Raw genomic sequence first — 21,052 nt, 5'->3', positions numbered from 1 at the left:
CAGCGCCCGTGCCGCTACGCTTTACTGGTACGCTTACTAAAACTCAGGTGGCTCAGGCGCCGATCGAGCTGACGTCGATCTTGAAGCCCGGGCCCATCGTCGACGACAGGCCGACGCGCTTGATGAACACGCCCTTGGCGCCCGAGGGCTTAGCGCGGTTCAGGGCTTCGATCAGAGCCTTGACGTTGATCGCCAGGGCTTCGTCGGTGAACGAGGCCTTGCCGATGCCGGCGTGAACGATACCGGCCTTTTCGACGCGGAACTCAACGGCGCCGCCCTTGGCGTCCTTGACGGCCTGGCCGACGTTCGGGGTCACGGTGCCGACCTTCGGGTTCGGCATCAGGCCGCGCGGGCCCAGCACCTTACCGAGGCGACCGACCAGAGCCATCATGTCCGGGGTCGCGATGACGCGATCGAAGTCCATGAAGCCGCCGGCGATCTTTTCGTACAGGTCGTCAGCGCCGACGTGCTCGGCGCCGGCCGCGGTGGCTTCGGCCGCCTTGGCGTCCTTGGCGAACACGGCGACGCGGACGTCACGGCCGGTGCCCGAGGGCAGGTTGACGACGCCACGGACCTGTTGGTCGGCGTGACGCGGGTCAACGCCCAGGTTGACCGAGATTTCGATGGTCTCGTCGAACTTGGCCTTGGCGTTGGCCTTCACGAGGGCGATGGCGGCTTCGACCGAGTGGGCCGCGTCGCGGTCGCCGGTCCAGGCGGTGATGCGCTTGGGTTGCTTAGCCATTGGATTAGGCCTCCACGATCTTCAGGCCCATGGCCTTGGCGGAGCCTTCGATGATCTTGGCCGCAGCCTCGATGTCGTTGGCGTTCAGGTCCTTCATCTTCTTTTCGGCGATTTCGCGCAGCTGGGTGCGCGTCACTTCGCCGACGGTCTCACGACCGGTCAGCTTGGCGCCCGACTTCAGACCGGTGATCTGCTTCAGGTAGTGCGTCGCCGGGGGCGTCTTGGTGATGAAGGTGAACGACTTGTCTTGGTAGACGGTGATCACGGTCGGCAGGGGGGTGCCCTTTTCGACGTTCTCGGTGCGCGCGTTGAACTCCTTACAGAAGCCCATGATGTTGACGCCGCGCTGACCCAGAGCCGGGCCGATGGGGGGCGAAGGCGTGGCCGAGCCAGCCTTCACCTGGAGCTTGATGTAGCCCAGGATCTTCTTAGCCATAGTGTCCTCACTGGTGAGCCGTGGTGCGGGCTTGGCGTCCCTCCCACGGATTTGAACCCGCCATCACCCCGAACGGATAACGACGAGCACGCCCCAGGACGAGGTCCGGGAGCGAGGCGCGGCGTGTAGCAGGCGGGGGACGGGGAGTCTAGGGGGAGGGGGGCGGGTGGGCGAGATGGGGAGAAGCTGCCGTTGCGCTCGAGGCATCCAGAGGCCAAGCTTTGACATGGCTTCACGCACATTCCGGTTCACAGCACGCTGGAAGGAAGAGTTGGTCGTGATCGGACCAGGCGGCTCATTCATCCTTGAGCTGCCGATGGGCGTCCTGACCGCGTGTCTTCCGACTGAGCAGGCCTGGCCAGCGGTCGCTCCAGACTGGGCTCTCGATCTTTGGCCGGTGCTTAAGGCAGACCTTGAACAGTGGTGTCTAGCGAACGGGGCTGAGCTGCAGATCGATCCAAGCGCTACGGTCATCCCGTTTTACGAAGTAGCGACACCGCCCATCGGCCGAACGATCCATGTAGTCGCATGCCTCGCGGTCGCGGTGCTGCTTATAGCCGCTGCTTGGCTCGTTCTTGGCTAAACGTCCGCAAAGCTCGCCAAGCACCCTCTCCCATGGGGAGAGGGCCGGGGTGAGGGGGTACGGCGTCCGACGGAGCGCCGGCACGCCGTCAAACCTCGTAACCCCTCACCCTCCCGCCGCTTCGCGACGGGCCCCTCCCTCTCCCTTTGGAAGAGGGGGTCACGCCCCGACCTCCTAGGTCGGTGTTCTCCTTACATCTCTTGGAGGCTGACCCGCCCTGCGATCGTCTCGCCGTGAGATGTAAGGAGGGTTCCCTCTCTGGGGAGAGGTCGTTCCACACCAAACCCGACCTTCCCGGCGAACGCCGGGATCCAGATCGAACCCGGGGGCGTGGCCGCTTGTATCGTGCGGGGGAACGCGAACGCCCAAACCGCTTTGGATGAATCTGGGCCCCGGCGTTCGCCGGGGAGGTCGGGGGAGGGCGTCGGGCCGCAGAAGCGCCCCCTCCGTCTCGTCGCTTCGCGCCGAGCCACCTCCCCCGCAAGCGGGGCAGGAGGGAGGCGGTGTCCTCCTCACCCGCGACGCGGGGGAGGCGGCGCGCGGCGCAGCCGCGTGACGGAGGGGGCGCTTTGCTACCCCTTCGCCAACTCCGCCTCGACCTGCCCGAGCCGCTCCTTCCCGAAGAAGATCTCGTCCCCCACGAAGAAGGTCGGAATCCCGAACGTCCCGCGCGCCACGGCCGCCTCGGTGTTGGCCGCCAACTCAGCCTTCACCTCAGCGTCACCCGTGGCCGCCAGCAGCGCTGCGCCGTCCAGGCCGGCGGCGTTGGCGGTGGCGACGAACACCTCGGGATCGTCCAGCTTCAGCCCGTCCTCCCACATGCCTTTCAGCATCGCCTCCAGATAGGCCTCGGCCACGCCCAGGCGCTGGGCGGCGATCATGCCGCGCATCAGCAGCAGGGTGTTGACCGGGAAGTGCGGGTTGAAGCGGAAGGCGGTCAGGCCGTGGGCGGCGATGAAGCGCCGGGTCTCCAGCATCTCGTAGTCCATCTTCCCCTTGATCCCGCCGAAGGCGATCATCGGGGCCTGGTTGCCGGTGGCCTTGAAGATGCCGCCCAGGAGGCACGGGATCAGCCGGACGCCGGCGCCCTGGCGCGCGGCGATGTCGGGGAGCAGCTTCCATGAGAGGTAGGCGTTGGGGCTGCCGAAGTCGAAGATGAAGTCGATAGACTTGTTGGGGGTCTTGGTGGTCATGTCGGGGCTCCTCACCAGCTCTCGGACCAGGGACGCAGGTCAAGCTCGTGCGTCCAGGCCGAGCGCGGCTGGTTGTGCAGGTGGACGTAGTTCAGCGCGATATCGGCGGGCTTGAGGATCAGGTCCTGCTCCAGGAGGTCGCCGACCTCGCCGCGCACCGAGCGGATGAAGACCCCGTCGATGGCGCCGTCGACCACCACGTGGGCGACGTGGACGCCCTTGGGGCCCAGTTCCCGCGCCGCGCTCTGAGCCATCGCCCGCAGGCCCGCCTTGGCCGAGGCGAAGGCGGAAAAGCCCTCCTTGCCGCGCAGCGAGGCGCTGGCGCCGGTGAACAGGATCGTGCCCCGGCCGCGCGGAACCATGACGCGGGCCGCCTCGCGCGCGGTGAGGAACCCCGCGAAACAGGCCATCTCCCAGACCTTGCTGAACACCTGGGCGGTGGTTTCGGTAAGGTCAAAGCGCACGTTCGCGCCGATGTTGAAGACCACGACCTCCAGCGGGCCGATCTCGGCCTCGATGCGGTCGACGAGGGCGATCATGCCGGCCTCCTGGCGGGCGTCGACGCCGAAGGCGCGGGCGTCGTGTCCTGTGCTGCGGATCTCGGCCGCCAGGGCCTCCAGCTGGTCCAGGTGACGGGGGCGGCGGGTCATGCAGACCGTATAGCCCTGCGCCGCGAAGGCCTTGGCGATGGCGCTTCCCACGCCGTCGCCTACGCCCACCACCAGGCACGCGCCCTTGCTGGCCGCCATCGTCGCTTCCTCCGTCTTTGGCGATCAAGTTCGTATTGAATCTGTACGGAGTCAAATGCAGAATGGCGGGGACCTGAAACGGCTGTGATTCACCGATGAAGTGGGAAGACCTCTCCGCCCAGCCGTGCTCGATCTCGCGGGCTCTGGCCGTGATCGGCGATCGCTGGACGCTGATGATCCTGCGCGACTGCTTTCTGGGCGTGCGGCGGTTCGAGCTGTTCCAGAAACGCCTGGGCGTCTCGCGCACCATCGTCACTGATCGCCTGCGGACCCTGGTCGAGGCGGGCGTGCTGCGGCGGGTTCCGTACCAGGGCAATCCGGTGCGCCACGAGTATCGCCTGACCGAGAAGGGCCTCGACTTGCATCCGGTGGTCATGGCCATCGCCCACTTCGGCGACATCCACTATGCCGGCGCCGAGGGGCCGCCGGTGCTGCGCCGGCACAAGGGGTGCGGCTGCGACTTCCACCCCGTGCAGGTGTGCTCCGAATGCGGCGAACCGGTCAGCGCCCGCCAGGTCGAGGCGCGGGCGGGGGCGGGGTTCCCGGCGCCGTAACGCTGTGGTGTTTCTCCTCCCCCTCTGGGGGAGGGGGACCGCCGAACGGCGGTGGAGGGGCCAGCCGAGCGGGCTACGCCTCTGTCAGTCAGGCCACGCTTCTCCCGCCGCCCACAGGATGGAACCCCGCCGCACAAGGCCCCCTCCACCCGCGTTCGCGGGTCCCCCTCCCCCGATGGGGGAGGAGAGGGGCGCTGCTATTCGCTGACGCCCATCTTCACCCGCAACGCCCTGGCCTGCTTGCGGAACGCCTCGCGCTCGGCGTCCGGCATCTTCTCCAGGGTGCGCAGCGGCATCATCATGCGGCCGTTGCCGGCCAGTCGCTGGGCGTGGCGGTCGATGAAGTCCCAGTAGAGGGCGTTGAACGGGCAGGCGTCGTCGCCGAGCCGCTTTTTCACGTCGTAGCGACAGCCTTTGCAGTAGTCGCTCATGCGGTCGATATAGGCCCCGCTGGCCGCATAGGGCTTGGAGCCGACAATGCCGCCGTCGGCGAAGGTGGCCATGCCGCGGGTGTTGGGCATCTCGACCCACTCATAGGCGTCAGCGAACACCACCATGTACCAGTCGTCGACCGCGTCGGGATGCACGCCCAGCAGCATGGCCAGGTTCCCCGTCACCATCAGCCGCTGGATGTGGTGGGCGTAGGCGTGGTCGCGGACAGCGCGGACCGCGTCGGCCACGCAGGCCATGTCGGTCTGGCCGGTCCAGTAGAACCCCGGCAGCTGGCCCTGCGCGTCCAGGGCGTTGCGCTGGCCGTATTCGGGCATCTTCAGCCAGTAGATCCCGCGCACGAATTCGCGCCAGCCGATGATCTGGCGGATGAAGCCCTCGACCGCGTTCAGCGGCGCGCGGCCCTCGCGCCAGGCGGCCTCGGCGCGGCGGCAGATGTCCAGCGGGTCCAGAAGGCCGATGTTCAGGGCCGGCGAGATCAGGGAGTGCCACAGGAACGGCCGCCGCCAGCTCATCGCGTCCTGCCAGTCGCCGAAGCTGGGCAGCATGTCGGCGATGAAGTGGTCGAGGATCGCGGTCGCCTCGTCCGGATTGGTCGGCCAGCCAAAGCCCTCGACCTCGCCGAAATGGTCGTCGAAGCCGCGCGAGACCTGCTCCAGCATCGCCTGCGTCGTCGGATTGGGCGGGATGCGCAGGCGCTCGGGCGGACGCAGGCCCGGCGGGAGCTTGCGACGGTTCTCGGCGTCGAAGTTCCAGCGCCCGCCGGCCGGCTGGTCGCCGTCCATCAACAGGCCCGTCTTGCGCCGCATCTCGCGATAGAAGAACTCCATCCGCAGCTCGCGCCGGCCCTCGGCCCAGGCGGCGAACTGGGTGCGCGAACAGAGAAAGCGGTCGTCCTCGCGGGTTTCCACCGGCACGGGGAGATCAAGGCCCAGCAGGTGGCTCTCCAGCCCCCACTTGCCGCAGGCGGTGCGGATCACCCGGTCGAAGGCGCCGTCTTCCAGTGCGCGGCGCAGCTCGCCGCCGATCGAGCCGGTGTTGCCTGGATCTTCCAGCGTCACATAGCGCACATTGAGCCCGCGCGCGCGCAGGCGCTCGGCGAACTGGCGCATCGCCGACCAGACGAGAACGAGCTTCTGCTTGTGGTGCTTCCAGGCGGTGGCCTCGACCCGGCTTTCGACCATCAGCACCTGGTCGCGCGACAGGTCTGCGTCCGCCAGGGCCGACAGATTGTCCGACAGCTGATCGCCCAGCACCAGGCGCAGGGCGCCGGCCATGTCGAAAACGGCCTAGAGCTTGACGAACGGCGCGAGCAGCTTGCCCATGCGGCCCGGCAGCTGGATCTGGCCGTCCAGGGCCGCCACGCACAGGCAGGGCTTGCTGGAGACCACGCGCGGCTGGTGCAGCACGCTGGGATCGGCCTCCTCGAAGTCGCCTTCCTCGAACACGCCGCTCTCGGTGGCGTAGGCGCCCTCGATCACGCAGGTCAGCTCGACGCCGCCATGGGTGTGGCGCGGGGTGGACTGGCCCGGCGCGATCTTCAGCAGGATCACGCGGCAGTCGCCGTCGCGCGGCCCCAGGACGTCGCGCACCCGCACGCCCGGACCCAGCCAGCGCCAGGGACCCAGCTCGAAGCCGCGCAGCGGGGCGGGCAGGGTGGGGTCGGTCTTGTCCAGGCGCACAGTCGGTTCCTGGGGCTCGGGCAGGTCCAGAAGCGCCAGGGTCTTGTCGAGCGCGCCGGCGTCCAGGGCGCTGGGCTCAAGATCTTCCAGCACGCCGCCGCCGACGGCCTGGCCAAGGTCGGACCAGACGCGAGTTTCGGGACGCAGGGCCAGGTGCGTGGCCACGACCACGGCTTCAGGCGGGCTCAGGGTGCCGGCGGCATAGGCCAGCAGACGCTCTTCACTGGGCAGACGACGCAGGCTCACGACGCGACTCCCGCCTCGCGCTCGATAAAGGCGCGCAGCTTCATCATGCCAAAGCGGATCCGAGCCTTGACCGTACCCAGGGGCACGCCCAGCGCCTCGGAAATCTGACTGTGGGTCTGTTCCTGGAAGAAGGCCATTTCGATTGCTTGGGATTGATCGGGATTGAGGGTTTGCATGGCGGAGCGGACGATCTGGGCGTCCTGCATGCCGCTGAGAATGGCGTCGGGTTGCGGGGGCTCCTCGGCGCCGAGGTTCAGGTCCACCGCATAGAGGGCCGAAGACCCGCGCCGCAGGCTGTCGATGCGCAGATTGCGGGCGATGGTGAAGATCCAGGCCGCCGCCGAAGCGCGCTTGGGATCGAAATAATGGGCCTTGCGCCAGACGGCCAGCATGACCTCCTGGGCCAGCTCCTCGGCCGCCGACGGGGTCGAGCCGCTGCGGACCAAGAGGGTCTTCACGCGCGGCGCGTAGTGTTGAAACAGTTCTGCGAACGCGGCGCGGTCCTGCGTTTCCGCGATCCGCGTGATCAGCGCCCCGCCATCGCCTTGAGCGGCGTTCACTCGGGCGCCGCCCCTTGATCGAGCCTGTGCGTGTCCTGTCGCATACATGCCCCTTATACGCGGCCTCGGCGGGAACGGATGACTCAAGTTCCGCGTTCGCGAACTTTTTTCGTCAGAGCATGGTCGGGGCGCGCCTAGCGCTTGCGCTTGGCCTGGATCTCTTCGGTCGTCAGCTTGCGGACCTCGGTCACCGGATAGCGCCCCATGCCCGTCCTGTCGCCGGGCACGATGATCGTGGCGTCCAGGCCGGTGCAGATCCACGAGCCGCCGCGCGCCTCCACGCCCAGCTGCAGCGCGCTGTCGATGTCGCGCGACGGGGCGAACAGGGTCAGCCGATAGACCTGTCGCGGGCTGATCGAGACGTCGACGGTGCGATCGTCGATGACGTTGAAGCCATTGATGTCCGAAGCGTCAAAGCAGGCGCGCGCGGCCTTCGGCTCGGCCGCCAGGGCCGGGGCGGCGACCAGCAGCGCGCAGATCACGGTGGATGCGGTCAGGATACGCATAGGGTTTACTCCAGAAAGGCGCCCGCCGGAGGTATCTTCAGGCCAGAGCGTGTCCGGCTCAAGGCGCCATCCGCCCAAGCTGGGATTTAGCCAGCAAACGATGGGCGAAGAAGACGCCCACCAGGCCAAGGCCACAGGCCAGGTACGCCCCGTTGGCCAGGAACTGCCCCCAGGCGATGTCGAGCCTGGCGAACGACTTCACCAGCAAAAGCGAGATGCTGCCGATATAGCCGAACGAGTCGGCGACATAGATCAGGAAGCCGGCGGTGCCGACCTTGCCGGTGGCCGCGATCAGGCGGTCGAACAGCATGGCGTTGAACGGCGTGTAGCCCATGTAGAGGCCCGCCCCGGCCAGCACCATCCACCACACCGGCCCCAACAGATGCAGCTGGTAGGCCAGGGTCGAGGCGCCCAAGAGCGCAAAGCCCAAGGCCACGAAGCCGAGGTTGAACGCCACCGCGCGGCGATTGTCCTTCACGCCCATCAGGGCGGCCAGGCCGATCAGCACGATCGCCGCCACCGGCAGCTCCGACAGGGTGAAGATCGCCGCAGCGTTCTTGAAGCCGAGCTCGGCCCAGATCTCGGCCGAGAAGTTGTCGCGGAAATCGCGCAGGGCGGTGAGGATCATATAGACCGCGATCAGCAGGATCAGGGCCGGGGCGTGAGCGGCGAACAGGGCCGCGCGGTCCTTGGCGTTCATCGGCGCGCGCTTGACCCGCTCGGCCTCGTCGGCCGGCGTGGGCGGCGGCAACTGCGCCAGGGCCAGCACCGCCACCAGCATCAGGGGCGCGAAGATCAGGCCCGAGACGAACGGCATCCACCGCTCGTCGATATTGGCCAGCAGCAGCGTCTTGCCCACCGACTTGGCCACGCCCGACGACAGGATGAAGCTGGCGCACAGCATGGCGCTGAGCACCTCGGTCAGGCGGCGTCCCTCCAGGAAGCCGAACACCAGGCCCCAGATCATGCCCAGGCACAGACCGTTCAGATACATCGCCATCGGCCCGATCACCGTCGGCACGGTCCCGAACAGCAGCAGCGACATCTCGGCCCCGAAGATCAGGGTCAGGATGGTCATGGCCCGGCGGCCGGCCTGCATTTCGGAGATCACCTTGACCCCGATGAACTTGGCCGTGGCGTAGCCGGCGACCTGGGCGATCACCAGGGCGATCTTGAAGTCGAACTCGAACGGCCATCCGGCGGGCTGGGCGTAGGCCGCCGCCGTGAAGGGCTTGCGATAGCCGAACATCGCGAAATAGACCGCGAAGGACGCCAAGCCCCCATAGAGCGCGAACAGCCAGGGCGGCGCGGTGGTGAGAAAGCGGGTGACGGCGCCCGGGGCGGCGGGCGGATCGGTCGCTGGAGTCATGATGCGTCGCCCTCGTGCCTGCGCCTGTATTCAGCTAGCCCGCTTCGACGGGACGGAGCAAACAAACTCGCAGGGCGAGTGCCTGGACATGTAGAGGTTGAGTAAAGAAGAGGCCGTCGAGCCCACCTGAACCATCGCTGACGCGACCCATTGTCGCATCCCTAGAATATAACGATGTTGTTCAGGCTTCCGGGGCGATGAACACGTAATGCCGACGCCGTTTCCACAAGATATCGACGCCTTGAGGGCCAGCGAGGCCTTCTTCCGCCTCCTGACCGAACAGGCCGGAGACGTGATCAGTCGTCACCGCCTGTCCGGAACCGACCACTATGTTTCGCCCGCGGTCGAGCGGATGATGGGATGGACCGCCGAAGAGATGCTCGAGGCGGGGTTCAAGGCGTTCTATCACCCCGATGACACGCCGGCGGTCTACGACGTCTACAACCGAATGCGCGCAGGCGTCGAACACTGCAGCGTACGGTATCGCGGGCGTAGGAAGGACGGCCGTTATGTCTGGCTGGAGAGCCATCTCACCCTCGTAAGGGACGAGGCCGGCGCGCCGTCGGAGCTGATCGCCGTCACCCGCGACATCGACGAGCGCGTGCAGCTGGAGGACGAGGCGCGTCATACCCGCGAGGCCATGCGCGAGGCGTTGCAGCGCGCCATGCTGGCGGAACAGGTCGCCCAGGTCGCCTTTTGGCGGGTGGACCTGGTCACGAACGACGTTTTTCTGTCGCCGCGTTGCCGCGAGATCTACGGCTGGTCGGCGGACGATAAGGTTTCGCTGGGCGAGGTGCTGAGCCGCTTTCACCCCGAGGACCGCCCCGCCGCCCGCGCCCGCGTGGCCGAGCATCTGCGGAGCGGCGAGCCCTCGCGCAATCGCATGAACCGGATCATCCGCCTCGACGGCGCGGTGCGCCATATCGTCGGCAGCTTCGAGTTCGATTTCGACGACAACGGGCGTCCCATCGCCATGTCGGGCACCACGGTCGATGTGACGGACCTAGTCGACGCCCAACAGAGCCTGGCCAAGACCGAGTCTCGCTTCCAGGACCTAGCCAAGGCCACGCGCGATATCGTCATCGAGGTGGATCGGCGCGGGAACATTCTCTTTGTCAGCGCGGCCGTCGAGCCCGTTCTGGGCTATGCCGAGGGCGAGCTGTTGGGGCGCAAGGCCGCCAAGCTCACCCATCCCAACGATCTGCCCGGTCTGGTCCAGGCGTTCGGCGCCGTGCTGGCCGACCCCGAGGGCCTGCCGCCCATGCTTGAAGCGCGCGCCCTGCACAAGGACGGGCATTGGGTGTGGCTGCAGGGCCGCCCCGTTCTCAATCGGACGGCGGGGCGGATCGAAGGCGTCATGCGGGACATCACCGAGTACAAGCGGGCGCGGGACGAGCTGGCGGCCGAGCAGGCGCGCGCCGAACAGGCGCTGGAAGCGCGCTCGGCGTTCCTGGCCAATATGAGTCACGAACTGCGCACGCCGCTGACGGCGGTGATCGGGTTCGCCGCCCTAGTCGAAGGGCTGGACGATCTGCCCGAGACGGCGCGGGACTATGTCGGCCGCATCTCCACGGCGGGCAAGGCGCTGTTGTCGGTCATCAACGACGTCCTGGAGATGTCCAAGCTGGAAACCGGGCAGGTCCAGGCGCATCTGGCGCCGTGCGCCCTGGCGCCGCTGATCGACGACACCGTCCGGATGTTCGGCCTGCACGCGGCCGAGAAGAACCTTCAGATCGCCGTCCGCATGGTCGATCCGCCGCCGCGCGTGCTGATGATCGACCCTGACCGTGTCCGGCAGGTGCTGATCAACCTGATCGGCAACGCCATCCGCTACACCGACGCCGGCTCGATCACCCTCGAGGTGATCTGGCGTGGCGAGCTGGAAGAGCTGTTCGTGGCGGTCAAGGACACCGGCATCGGCATCGATCCCGCCGATCAGGCCCATCTGTTCAAGCGCTTCTCCCAGATCGAATCCGCGCGCGCCCGGTCTCGCGGCGGTTCGGGTCTGGGCCTGGTGATCAGCAAGGGGCTGGTCGAGGCCATGGGCGGACGGATCGGCGCCAGCAGCAAGCCGGGCGAGGGCAGCACCTTCTGGTTCGCGATCCCGGCCTCGGGGCCGCTGCGGGACGAGGACGCCGGGGCCGAAACCGAGCCGGTCTTCGAGCCCGTGCGCTCGGGCGGCCGCATCCTGCTGGCCGACGACAATGCGCTCAATCGCGAGATGACCCGCGCGATCCTGGGCGTGTTCGACGCCGAGGTGGTCGAGGCGCGTGATGGCCAGCAGGCGGTGGAGGCCGCGCGCGATCAGGCCTTCGACCTGATCCTGATGGATATCCGCATGCCGGTGCTGGACGGTCTGGACGCCACGCGCGCCATCCGCGCCGAGCCGGGGCCCAACCAGGGCGCGCCGATCCTGGCGTTCTCGGCCGACATGGACTTCCAGCTGTCCGAGATCTTCGATGGCCTGGTGCGCAAGCCGATCACCGCCGCCCAACTGATCCAGGCCGTGGCCGGCGCGCAGCGCGCCGTCGCGATCTGAGGGGCCGCCAAATAAAAAACGCCCCCCGCTGGGCGGAGGGCGTCTTCTAAATCTGTGGCGGAGCCTGGATTAGGCGGCCTTGACCAGCGACTTGGTCAGGATGCCGATGGCGGCTTCGCGGTCGATGCGCTCGATGGCGGCGACTTCGCGGGCCATGCGGTCCAGGGCCGACTCATAAAGCTGACGCTCCGAGTACGACTGTTCCGGCTGGTTCTCGGCGCGGTGCAGGTCGCGGACCACCTCGGCGATCGAGATCAGGTCGCCCGAATTGATCTTGGCTTCGTATTCCTGGGCGCGGCGCGACCACATGGTGCGCTTCACCCGGGCGCGGCCCTTCAGGGTGGTCAGCGCCTGGCTGACCGTGCCGCCTTCGGCCAGCGGACGCAGGCCGGCCGTCTTGGCCTTCTTGGTCGGGACGCGCAGGGTCATTTTTTCGTGGTCGAAGGTGATGACGTAAACCTCGAGCGACATGCCGGCCACTTCCTGGGTCTCGATCGCCTGAATGCTGCCCACGCCGTGCGCGGGATAAACGACGTGATCGCCGACCGAGAATTCCAGACCAGTCTTGCTCATGTTCGTCCTCTTCAATACGGACCCTCGGGGTCCGAACGCCGTCATCATTCCCAAACCAAAAGCGACAGGTTCCCGCTCCGCGGAATACGGAACGCGGGGCCACGCCTGTCAGGATTTGGAATAGACCTCTAAGACACCCTTCGCCTTCGATCGGGCGGGCCGGTTCAAATGGGTTTTCTGAAACGGCTTCTTCGACAAGACGGACCGTCGCGAACGAGCGCGGCTGTCACGTCGTCGAAGACAATAGCATAAAATTAAGCCCTATGAAAGGGTTGCGTCCTGGCGCGCAAAGAGACGCCGCCAAGCTTTCGCGAGGCGGTCACGCTCTGGGCTTGAGAAATCGTCGCGGGGATCAGGAGCCCTTGCCGGGCTTTTCGCTGAAGTACTTCTCGAACTTGCCGGTCTCGCGCTCGAAATCCTCGCGGTCGGCGGGCGGCTCGCCCTTGACCGTGATGTTCGGCCAGACCTTGGCGTAGTCGGCGTTGATCTTCAGCCACTTGCCGTCGGCCTCGTCCTCGGTGTCCGGCTTGATGGCGTCGACCGGGCACTCGGGTTCGCAGACGCCGCAGTCGATGCATTCGTCCGGATTGATGACGAGGAAGTTCTCGCCTTCGTAGAAGCAATCGACCGGACACACCTCCACGCAGTCCATGAACTTGCAGCGGACGCAGGCGTCGGTGACGATGTAGGTCATCGAAAACTCGGTTGAGATCGGGCGGAGTTCGGCGGGCGCGTTTTCGAAGTCTGGGGGCCGCTTGTCAATGCGGCTTACTCTCGTACTGGCTCAGGAATTCTGATCGCCGCGCCAGAGCACGCGCATTTCTGGGGCGGTGGCCCGGCGGCGCCATGCCGCCTCCGCGACAATCGGTTACCTCCGTGAAAACTATTTCTTATTGAACGAACGGAATTATGCCGCCGGGGGAACGCCCAATAAAAACAACGTCGGGAATCCGACTTTATGAAGACTCAAGCCTTGGCTGTCCGACAAGACATGGTGGCCGAAGACGGAAAACGCGCCCTGGCCAGGGCGCGCGCGCGTGCGTTCGGCGAGTTCATCAGAGAGATCCCGTTCGCCACGGCGCTGCTGGATCGCGACCTGTCGCTGATCGCCGTCAGCCGCGATTGGGGCGCGCAGGGGATCGCGCCGGGCCTCTTGATCGGGGGGGAGGCGGTCGCCGGCGGCCTGGTCGCGCGTGAGGACGCCGCCGCCCTGCTGGCCTGCGCCGAGGAAGGCCTGGCCTTCTCCCGCTATCTGCCGGTCACGGACGAGTCGGGCGCTCAGCGGGTCTGGCGCACCGAGTTCAGCGCCTGTCGTGACGATGACGAGCCCTACGCCGTGATGGTCACGGCTCGCGACGTCACCGGCTATGCCGAAAGCGTGCTGCGCGCCGAGCGCGACCGCCAGCGCCTGACCATGGCCCTGGAGCTCGATGACCTGCTGGTGCGCGAATACGACCTGCGCACCCGCCAGGTGTTCTTCTCCGGTCACGCCCCCGACCTGCAGAAGTACTGCACCTTCAAGGACGACCCGTTGGAGATCGTCCATCCCGAGGACCGCCAGCGCTGCGCCGACCTGGTGGCCAGCCGCAAGCTGGGCGAGGCGCGGGTGTTCGAATTCAAGCTCAGGCGCGACGACGGGGTCGAGACCTGGGTGCGCTCGGTGGGCAAGGTGTTCATCGGCCAGGACGGTCAGCCCGAGAAGCTGGTGAACCTGTTCAAGGACATCACTGACCGCCGGCGCCAGACCGAGGCGATCGAGACCCTGGCCTTCAAGGATCCGCTGACGGGCCTGCCCAACCGCACCCTGTTCCAGCACCGCTTCCAGGAGGCGGTCTCGGCGTCGGAGACGCTGGGCGAGATGTTCGGCCTGATCATGATCGACGTCGATCACTTCAAGGACATCAACGACACCCTGGGCCACGACGCCGGCGATGCGCTGCTCAAGCGCCTGGCGGGTATGCTGCAGCACGCCTTCCGGACCGGCGACACCGTCGCGCGCCTGGGCGGCGACGAGTTCGCGGTGATCCTGCGCGGCCTGCATGGCGAGGCTGACATGACCCGACCGATCGAGGCGCTGCAGGATCTGCTGCGGCGTCCGATCCAGCACGGGGGGCGCAGCTTCACCGCCAGCGCCAGCATCGGCGCGGCCCTGCACGGCGACCTCGACGCCGACCCCGCCCACATGATCAAGAACGCCGACATCGCCCTCTACCGGGCCAAGGAGGCGGGCCGCAATCGCAGCATCGTGTTCGAGCCGTCGATGCGCTCCGAGGTCGAGCGACGTCTGGAGCTGCTGCGCGACGTCCGGGCGGCCCTGACGGAGAACGAGTTCACCCTGTACTACCAGCCGGTGGTCGATATCCGCGAGAACAGGGTCGCCGGCTTCGAGGCCCTGATGCGCTGGGTGCACCCGGAGCAGGGCGTCCTGACGCCGGCCCGCTTCATGGCGGCCTTCGAGGATCAAGATCTCTCCCTGAAGCTGGGCGACGTGGCGTTCGAGACGGCGCTGAAACAGATGCGGGCCTGGCTGGACGAAGGCGTCGAGTTCGGCCGCGTCGCGGTCAACATCAGCTCGGCCCAGTTCCGCAGCGGACGTCTGGCCGAAGAGATCCAGGAGCGCCTGGCCCGCTGGAACGTGCCCTGTGAGCGCCTGACCATCGAGGTCACCGAGAACGTCTATATGGGCTGGGGCTCTGACCTGGTCAGCGAGACCGTGCGCCGTCTGCACGAGGCGGGGGTGATGATCGCGCTCGACGACTTCGGCACCGGCTATGCCAGCCTGGCCAATCTGCGCCAGTTCCCGATCGACCGTCTGAAGATCGACAAGTCCTTCGTCCAGAACGGCGAGGACGAGGCCATCGTGAAAGCGGTGATCACGCTGGGCACGTCGATGGGCATGAAGGTGGTGGCCGAGGGCGTCGAGGACGCCGAGCAACTGGAGGCCCTGGCGCGCTATGGCTGCGACCAGATCCAGGGCTACCACTTCGGCCGCCCGATGCCGGCCGGTGAGGTGGCGGAGTTCCTGAAGGGGTTTGGAGGCTGACGGCAATCCTCCCCCCAGAGCCTCGCGCGTCAAAACGGAATCGTTTTGACGCGATAACGAGGCTCTAAATCAAACACTTAGAGCGTGACTTGCGCCGAAACCGGTTCCCACTTTCGGCGTCACGCTCTAGAGGGGGAGGTGGCCGAAGGCCGGAGGGGGACGTTGTCCTGGCCCGGTCTCTTCCCTCTCCGTCGGCTGCGCCGACACCTCTCCCACGGGGAGAGGATTTGCGATCCTACTCCACCGCCTCGTACAGCCCTCGCGCCTCAGTCGCCGGGCCCCTTCGCTCGCCGCAGTCCAGCACCCGAACCGCGATCAGCCGGCCGGCGAGGCCAAACACCAGCACGTCGCCGGGCTTGACCGTCCGCGAGGGCTTGTCGATCCGGCTCTCGGTTCCGGCGCGTGTCAGGCGGATGCGGCCTTCGTCGACGAACTTGGCGGCCAGCGAGCGGGTCTTGAAGAATCGCGCCCGCCACAGCCAGACATCGGCGCGGACCGCATCGTTGATCGCATCGTCGTGGGCCGTCATGAGGCGGCCTGTTTGGGCGCCTTGGCCGCCGCCGGTTTGCGGCGACGCGGCTTCTTTCGGCGCGCGGGCGGAGGCGGCGGCTCGGTCAGCTTGGCCAGGGCCGCGAACGGCGAGTCGGGGCGGGCCTTGACCGGCTTCTGCTCCAGCTTGGCCGCGCCGCGTCGCTTCCAGACGATCGGCTGATCGGGCTTGGCGCGGATGGCGGGGGTGTAGTCCAGCGCGCGCAGCACGGCGGCGGCCTGTTTGTCGGTCCAGCCCAGATCGGCGAGCGCCGCCTCGGTCAACACCACGCCCCCCTGTTGCTGGGCGGTGCGCAGCAGCGCGTCCAGCTTTTCCAGTTGCTCGACGGGGATGCTGAAGCCGGCTACCGCGCGCAGGCCGCTGGCCGACAGCTCACGGGCGCTGGGCTCGGGCGAGGGCAGTTTCTCCAGCGTCGTCAGGGCCCCGCGCCAGCCGGCCGGGTTCAGCGCCCGCGCGCAGGCGATGGCCTCGGCGCGCAGCACGCCCGGGCAGAACAGGCTGAACGCGCCGATCCGCACGCCCAGGCCCTTGAGGGTGCGACGCTCCGCCTGGCTCAACGCCTTCAGCTCCGGATCGACCGGGCGCTTGTCCAGCACCCCGCCGGCCTCCAGCAGCCGGTGGGCGATGCCGCGCGGCAGGCCGCGAAGCTCCCCGCCGGCGAGCGCGCGCTCCAGCTTGCGCAGCGGGGCCAGATGGCGGTCGACCTCGCCGGCCAGGAACGCGTCGAGGCGCCGCTCGGCCCGCTCGCGCACGGCGGCGGGGCCAAGCTCGCCCAGCAGGCGGGCGCGGGGCGAGAGCAGGGGCAGGTCGCGGCGCACGGCCCCGGCCACCTCGCCGCGCCACAGGATCGCGCCGTCGGGCGTCAGGGCGAAGGCGTCGTCGGCCTCGCTGGCCAGCAGGCCCAGGCGCCGGGCGATCTCGGGGCCGACCGCGCGCTGAGCGGCGTTGCGCAGGGCCTTTTCCTCCAGCGGCGAAGCGCCCTTGGCCGGGGTGAAGGCCACGCCCGACAGGTGGCCGACCACGTGGCCCTCGACCGTCACCTCGCCGTCCTGGCCAACCCCGGCATAGAGCGTCTCGCGCTCGCCTAGCTGTTTCAGCAGCACGCTGGTGCGCCGGTCGATGAACCGGGCCATCAGCTTTTCATGCAGGGTGTCGCTGATCCGGTCTTCCAGCTGGCGGGTCAGGCCCTGCCAGTGGGCGGGATTGGCCACCCAGTCGGGCCGGTTGGCGATGTAGCTGAGCGTGCGCACGCCCGACAGCCGCGCGGCCAGGCTGTCGATCTCGCCGTCAGTGCGGTCCAGCGCCTTGAACTGGCCGCCCACCCAATCCTCGGGCAGGCGCTTGCGGCCTGTCGTCAGGTCGTCGAACAGGGTGCGCGCCATCCGCTGGTGGTCATCGTCGGTGGTCTTGCGGAAGTCCGGCGTCTGGCAGACCTCCCACAGGCGGATCAGGGCCGAGCGGTCGGCCTTGCAGCGCTTGATCACGTCTTCTTGTTGGGAGAGCGCCCGCAGGGTGCGCTCGTCCAGCGCCTCGTCCGACAGTTTGAGCGCGCCGCGCTGCGGCGTCTCGGACAGCGAGCGCAGCAGGCCCGGCAGCGAGCCGAAATCCAGGCGGGCGTTGCGCCACTCGGCCTGGGTGATCGGCTCGAAGGTGTGGCTCTCGACGGCCTCGACCAGGTCCTCGTCGATCTCCTCGCAGTCGCTGGTGACGCCGAACGTGCCGTCGCGGGTGTAGCGGCCGGCGCGGCCGGCGATCTGGCCGACCTCCTGCGGATAGAGCCAGCGGGTGCGCTTGCCGTCGAACTTGCGAAGCCCGGCGAAGGCCACATGGTCGACATCCATGTTCAGGCCCATGCCGATGGCGTCGGTGGCCACCAGGAAGTCGACCTCGCCGGATTGATACAGAGCCACCTGGGCGTTGCGGGTGCGGGGGCTCAAAGACCCCATGACCACGGCTGCGCCGCCGCGCTGACGCCGGATCAGCTCGGCGATCGCATAGACCGCGTCGGTGGAGAAGGCGACGATCGCCGTGCGCCGGGGCAGGCGCGTCAGCTTCTTGGAGCCGGCGTAGGACAGGTTGGAAAACCGCTCGCGGCTGACGATCTCGGCGTCGGGCAAGAGGCGGCGGACCAGCGGGGCCATGGTTCCCGCGCCCAGGAACATGGTCTCGAACTTGCCGCGCGCATGCAGCAGGCGGTGGGTGAAGATGTGGCCGCGCTCGGGATCGGCGCACAGCTGGATCTCGTCGACGGCCAGGAACTCGACTTCGCGGCCCAGCGGCATGGCCTCGACCGTGCAGACGAAATAGGCCGCGCGGGCCGGGACGATCTTTTCCTCGCCGGTGATCAGGGCGACGGCGGCTTTGCCGCGCAGCTTGACGATGCGGTCGTAGATCTCCCGCGCCAGGAGGCGCAGCGGCAGACCGATCATGCCCGAGGCGTGACCCAGCATCCGCTCGACGGCCAGGTGCGTCTTGCCAGTGTTGGTGGGCCCCAGCACCGCCGTGAGCTTGGAAGGGGCCAGGCCTGTCGAACGGTCGCTCATGGGCCGAAAGTGGGGCGGGAATCGGGGCGGGGCAAGGCGGGGGTTAGTGGTTCCAGATCCTCCCCCCGGCGGGGGAGGTGGCCGAAGGCCGGAGGGGGAAGTTCTCCTGGCCCGGCCTCTTCCCCCTCCGTCGTCTCTTCGAGTCGACACCTCCCCCGCTGGGGGGAGGGGTTTACCGGCTGAACACCACCTTCCCATCCACCACTGTCAGAACCGGATCGACGGTCAGGATCTCCTTGGGCGGGATGGTCATCAGGTCCTTGCTGAAGGCCGTCACATCCGCCTTCTTGCCGGCCTCCAGGGTGCCCAGCTCCTTTTCGCGGAACACGGCGTAGGCGGGGGCCAGGGTCAGCATCTTCAGCGCTTCGGCGCGGCTGACCGCCTGATCGAGATGCCAGTCGGCGTTGGCGAAGCCGTCCAGGCTGTGGCGATAGACGGCGGCGTAGAACTCGATGCGCGGGTCGCCGACCTCGACCGGCGCGTCCGAGCCCGCCGCCACCACCACGCCGGCCTTCAGGAAGTCGGCCCAGCGATAGCCCTCGTGCAGGCGGGCCTTGCCCAGGCGCGCCGGGGCGAAGAAGAGGTCGCCGATCGCGTGGCTGGGCTGCATCGAGGCGATGACCCCCAGCTTGGCGAAGCGCGGCACGTCGGTGTCGGCGACGATCTGCGAATGCTCGTTGCGCCAGCGCGCGGCCTTGGCCTCGGCGCCCAGGCTCTGCTCGAACCAGTCCAGCACCAGGCGGTTGCCGCGATCGCCGATGGCGTGCATGGCGACCTGGGCGCCGGCGGCCTTGGCGCGCTTCATCAGCGCCAGACCCTGCTCCGGCTGGGTCAGTTGCAGGCCCAGCGTGTCGGCGTCGCTATAGGGCTCCAGCAGGGCCGCGCCGCGCGAGCCCAGGGCGCCGTCCATATAGAGCTTGATGCCCTGCACCCGGATCAGGCCGGTGGCGTCGGTCTGCGGCCCCTTGGTCAGCACCTCCTCGGCGCCGCTGGGGTCCATGTAGTTGTCGATGCGGATGTGGAAGTTTCCCTTGGCGGCTTCATCGCGCAGCAGGGAAAGGTCCTCGGCCATGACGCTCATATTGGCCATGCCGGTCCAGCCGCGCGCGGCGTAGAGCTGGCCGGCCTTGCGCAGGGCCTCGCGCTTGAGGGCCTGGTTCGGCGGCGGAATGACGTTCCGCACCAGGGCCTGGGCGTGGTCGATCAGCATGCCGTCGGGCTGGCCGTCAGGGCCTTTGAGGATATCGCCGCCGGGGGGCGAGACCGTGGCGGCGGTGACGCCGGCCTTGGCCAGGGCGGCGCTGGACGCCACGCTGGCGTGACCGTCCGAGCGGCCCAGCACCACGATCCGCCCCGGCGCGGCGGCGTCGAGATCGGCCTTGGTGGGGAAGCGCTTTTCGGGCCAGTGGGTCTCGATCCAGCCCCGGCCATAGATCGCGCCCTCGGGATGGGCGGCGGCGTAGGCCTTGACCGTGGCTGTCAGCTCGGCGACCGATTTCACCTGATCCAGGTTCAAGGTCAGCTCGCGCAGGCCGATCCCGGTCAGGTGGGCGTGGGCGTCGACAAAGCCCGGATAGGCCGCCGCCCCCTTCAGGTCGATGGCGCGCACGTCCTTGGCGGCCTTGGCCTTGGCGGCGGCCAGCGGACCGACGAACAGGATCCTGTCGTCGCGGATCAGCACGGCCTCGGCGGTCGGCGCGGCCTCGACGCCGGTGTGGATCGGCCCGCCGTGGATCAGCAGGTCGCCGGCCTTGGCCGTGGTCAAGGAGGTGGCGGCCAGCAGGGCGGCGAGAACGAGGCGGCGCACGGGCGGTCTCCAAGCAGCAAGATCTGGAAAACGTACGGCGCGGTCCTGCCAAGTCGCAACAGGCCTGCTAGTTTTTAGGCATGACCACCCAGGGTTTCGCCCTTTTTGACACGGCGATTGGCCGCTGCGGCCTCGCCTGGAGCCAAAGCGGCCTGATCGGCGTGCAACTGCCCGAGGCCACGCCCGGCGCGGCCTGGGCGCGGCTGCGCAAGCGGTTCCCGGACGCTGTCGAGGCTGACCCGCCGCCTGAGCTCGAGGCCGTCATCGACCGCGTTCGCGACCTGCTGGCCGGCGACCGCGACGATCTGGCCGACATCGTCTTGGACGTGAAGGGCCAGAGCGCCTTCAACCTGCGGGTCTATGCCATCGCCCGGGCCATTCCACCGGGCGAGACCTCGACCTATGGCCAGGTGGCCCGCGCCCTGGGCGAACCGGGCGCGGCCCGCGCCGTCGGCAAGGCCCTGGGCGAGAACCCCTGGCCGATCGTGGTGCCGTGCCATCGGGTGCTGGGCTCGTCAGGCAGTATGGGCGGCTTCTCCGCCTCCGGCGGCTCGGCGACCAAGGCCCAACTGCTGACGATCGAGAAGGCGCGGACCAGCGGGGCGCCGACCTTGTTTGATCTGGAGTTTTCGGTGGCCCCGCCGCGGGGCGGGTAGGGGGGCTGAGAGCAAAGGGCTGGCTTCGACTCTGGGCGGACGTCGCGCAAAAGCCCTCTCTCTTAGAGAGAGGGAGGGGCCCAAGCGAAGCTTGGGAGGGTGAGTGGCTACGCCGTCAGCCGGCGTGCCGGCACATAGATCAGCACAGCGTCAGAATCGTCTACGGGCTTCGCCTACCCACTCACCCTCCCACGCCTGCGGCGCGGGCCCCTCCCTCTCTCCATGAGAGAGGGATTCCTTGTGGCCGATCCCGACCCGTTGCTGAGGTCGC

18 protein-coding genes and 2 pseudogenes are annotated in these 21,052 nt (G+C 68.0%); 6 read left to right on the top strand and 14 right to left on the bottom strand.

Features of this window, described 5'->3' with window-relative positions; all coding sequences use genetic code 11:
- Positions 1 to 52: 52 nt before the first annotated feature.
- Both rplA and rplK read right to left on the bottom strand, forming a co-directional pair.
- A complete protein-coding gene (gene rplA / locus CVUC_RS10365; RefSeq protein ID WP_096032500.1) occupies positions 53 to 742 on the bottom strand; it encodes a 50S ribosomal protein L1 in 690 nt (229 codons plus the stop codon).
- A gap of 4 nt (positions 743 to 746) precedes the next feature.
- Positions 747 to 1,178 (bottom strand): 50S ribosomal protein L11, encoded by a 432-nt coding sequence (gene rplK / locus CVUC_RS10360; RefSeq protein ID WP_058346464.1) that lies wholly within the window; start codon positions 1,176 to 1,178, stop codon positions 747 to 749.
- A gap of 560 nt (positions 1,179 to 1,738) precedes the next feature.
- Between rplK and CVUC_RS10350 the strand changes: the two are divergent.
- A pseudogene (locus CVUC_RS10350) lies at positions 1,739 to 1,918 on the top strand (hypothetical protein); the annotation flags it as partial.
- Between the two features lie 415 nt (positions 1,919 to 2,333).
- Here the strand turns inward: CVUC_RS10350 and CVUC_RS10345 are convergent.
- Positions 2,334 to 2,969: a 2-hydroxychromene-2-carboxylate isomerase gene (locus CVUC_RS10345; RefSeq protein WP_164512718.1), complete on the bottom strand. Its 636-nt coding sequence runs from the start codon at positions 2,967 to 2,969 to the stop codon at positions 2,334 to 2,336.
- Positions 2,966 to 3,703, bottom strand: coding sequence for an SDR family NAD(P)-dependent oxidoreductase (locus CVUC_RS10340; protein WP_096032503.1), 738 nt, complete (start codon positions 3,701 to 3,703; stop codon positions 2,966 to 2,968). Before CVUC_RS10340 ends, CVUC_RS10345 begins: the two co-directional genes overlap by 4 nt.
- A 95-nt stretch (positions 3,704 to 3,798) precedes the next feature.
- Here CVUC_RS10340 and CVUC_RS10335 point away from each other — a divergent pair, with 95 nt between their 5' ends.
- Positions 3,799 to 4,257 carry a winged helix-turn-helix transcriptional regulator gene (locus CVUC_RS10335; protein ID WP_096032504.1) on the top strand — a complete coding sequence of 153 codons (459 nt, stop codon included), beginning with the start codon at positions 3,799 to 3,801 and terminating at the stop codon, positions 4,255 to 4,257.
- Positions 4,258 to 4,454: 197 nt separating this feature from the next.
- Here the strand turns inward: CVUC_RS10335 and CVUC_RS10330 are convergent, their stop codons facing one another.
- The 5 genes from CVUC_RS10330 to CVUC_RS10310 form a co-directional block, all read right to left on the bottom strand.
- Entirely contained in the window at positions 4,455 to 5,984 is a 1,530-nt protein-coding gene (locus CVUC_RS10330) for a cryptochrome/photolyase family protein (protein ID WP_096032505.1), read from the bottom strand.
- A 12-nt stretch (positions 5,985 to 5,996) separates the two neighbouring features.
- Positions 5,997 to 6,635, bottom strand: a complete 639-nt coding sequence (gene chrR, locus CVUC_RS10325) for a cadmium/peroxide/UV radiation responsive anti-sigma factor ChrR (RefSeq protein ID WP_096032506.1) — start codon at positions 6,633 to 6,635, stop codon at positions 5,997 to 5,999.
- Positions 6,632 to 7,243: a sigma-70 family RNA polymerase sigma factor gene (locus CVUC_RS10320; RefSeq protein ID WP_096032507.1), complete on the bottom strand. Its 612-nt coding sequence runs from the start codon at positions 7,241 to 7,243 to the stop codon at positions 6,632 to 6,634. Before CVUC_RS10320 ends, chrR begins: the two co-directional genes overlap by 4 nt.
- A gap of 86 nt (positions 7,244 to 7,329) precedes the next feature.
- Entirely contained in the window at positions 7,330 to 7,701 is a 372-nt protein-coding gene (locus CVUC_RS10315) for a DUF6491 family protein (RefSeq protein ID WP_164468062.1), read from the bottom strand.
- Positions 7,702 to 7,759: 58 nt separating this feature from the next.
- Positions 7,760 to 9,070: a DUF5690 family protein gene (locus CVUC_RS10310; RefSeq protein ID WP_096032509.1), complete on the bottom strand. Its 1,311-nt coding sequence runs from the start codon at positions 9,068 to 9,070 to the stop codon at positions 7,760 to 7,762.
- Positions 9,071 to 9,278: 208 nt separating this feature from the next.
- Between CVUC_RS10310 and CVUC_RS10305 the strand changes: the two genes are divergently transcribed.
- The gene (locus CVUC_RS10305; RefSeq protein ID WP_096032510.1) at positions 9,279 to 11,609 is read left to right on the top strand and encodes a PAS domain-containing hybrid sensor histidine kinase/response regulator; all 2,331 of its coding nucleotides are present in this window, start codon (positions 9,279 to 9,281) and stop codon (positions 11,607 to 11,609) included.
- Positions 11,610 to 11,678: 69 nt separating this feature from the next.
- On the opposite strand, the gene CVUC_RS10300 is transcribed toward CVUC_RS10305, so the two are convergent.
- Both CVUC_RS10300 and fdxA read right to left on the bottom strand, forming a co-directional pair.
- Positions 11,679 to 12,182, bottom strand: a complete 504-nt coding sequence (locus CVUC_RS10300; protein WP_024265581.1) for a CarD family transcriptional regulator — start codon at positions 12,180 to 12,182, stop codon at positions 11,679 to 11,681.
- Between the two features lie 352 nt (positions 12,183 to 12,534).
- A complete protein-coding gene (gene fdxA, locus CVUC_RS10295; RefSeq protein ID WP_010918540.1) occupies positions 12,535 to 12,876 on the bottom strand; it encodes a ferredoxin FdxA in 342 nt (113 codons plus the stop codon).
- A 264-nt stretch (positions 12,877 to 13,140) separates the two neighbouring features.
- Between fdxA and CVUC_RS10290 the strand changes: the two genes are divergently transcribed.
- The gene (locus tag CVUC_RS10290) at positions 13,141 to 15,225 is read left to right on the top strand and encodes a putative bifunctional diguanylate cyclase/phosphodiesterase (RefSeq protein WP_096032511.1); all 2,085 of its coding nucleotides are present in this window, start codon (positions 13,141 to 13,143) and stop codon (positions 15,223 to 15,225) included.
- 235 nt (positions 15,226 to 15,460) lie between these two features.
- Here the strand turns inward: CVUC_RS10290 and CVUC_RS10285 are convergent, their stop codons facing one another.
- Positions 15,461 to 15,754, bottom strand: coding sequence for an RNA-binding S4 domain-containing protein (locus CVUC_RS10285; RefSeq protein WP_010918542.1), 294 nt, complete (start codon positions 15,752 to 15,754; stop codon positions 15,461 to 15,463).
- Entirely contained in the window at positions 15,751 to 18,318 is a 2,568-nt protein-coding gene (locus tag CVUC_RS10280) for a helicase-related protein (protein WP_096032512.1), read from the bottom strand. Before CVUC_RS10280 ends, CVUC_RS10285 begins: the two co-directional genes overlap by 4 nt.
- A gap of 9 nt (positions 18,319 to 18,327) precedes the next feature.
- Here CVUC_RS10280 and CVUC_RS20405 point away from each other — a divergent pair.
- Positions 18,328 to 18,486: pseudogene (locus CVUC_RS20405) on the top strand (hypothetical protein); the annotation flags it as partial.
- A 4-nt stretch (positions 18,487 to 18,490) separates the two neighbouring features.
- Here the strand turns inward: CVUC_RS20405 and CVUC_RS10275 are convergent.
- On the bottom strand, positions 18,491 to 20,125 hold the full coding sequence (locus CVUC_RS10275; RefSeq protein WP_096032513.1) for an amidohydrolase: 1,635 nt from the start codon (positions 20,123 to 20,125) through the stop codon (positions 18,491 to 18,493).
- Positions 20,126 to 20,205: 80 nt separating this feature from the next.
- Here CVUC_RS10275 and CVUC_RS10270 point away from each other — a divergent pair, with 80 nt between their 5' ends.
- A complete protein-coding gene (locus CVUC_RS10270) occupies positions 20,206 to 20,781 on the top strand; it encodes a methylated-DNA--[protein]-cysteine S-methyltransferase (protein WP_096032514.1) in 576 nt (191 codons plus the stop codon).
- Positions 20,782 to 21,052 lie beyond the last annotated feature (271 nt).

Origin of the sequence: Caulobacter vibrioides, from assembly GCF_002858865.1 — a bacterium.
GTDB classification, from domain to species: domain Bacteria; phylum Pseudomonadota; class Alphaproteobacteria; order Caulobacterales; family Caulobacteraceae; genus Caulobacter; species Caulobacter vibrioides.
The sequence above is the reverse complement of the archived record's forward strand: the minus strand, read 5'-3'. Positions and strand labels throughout refer to the sequence as shown.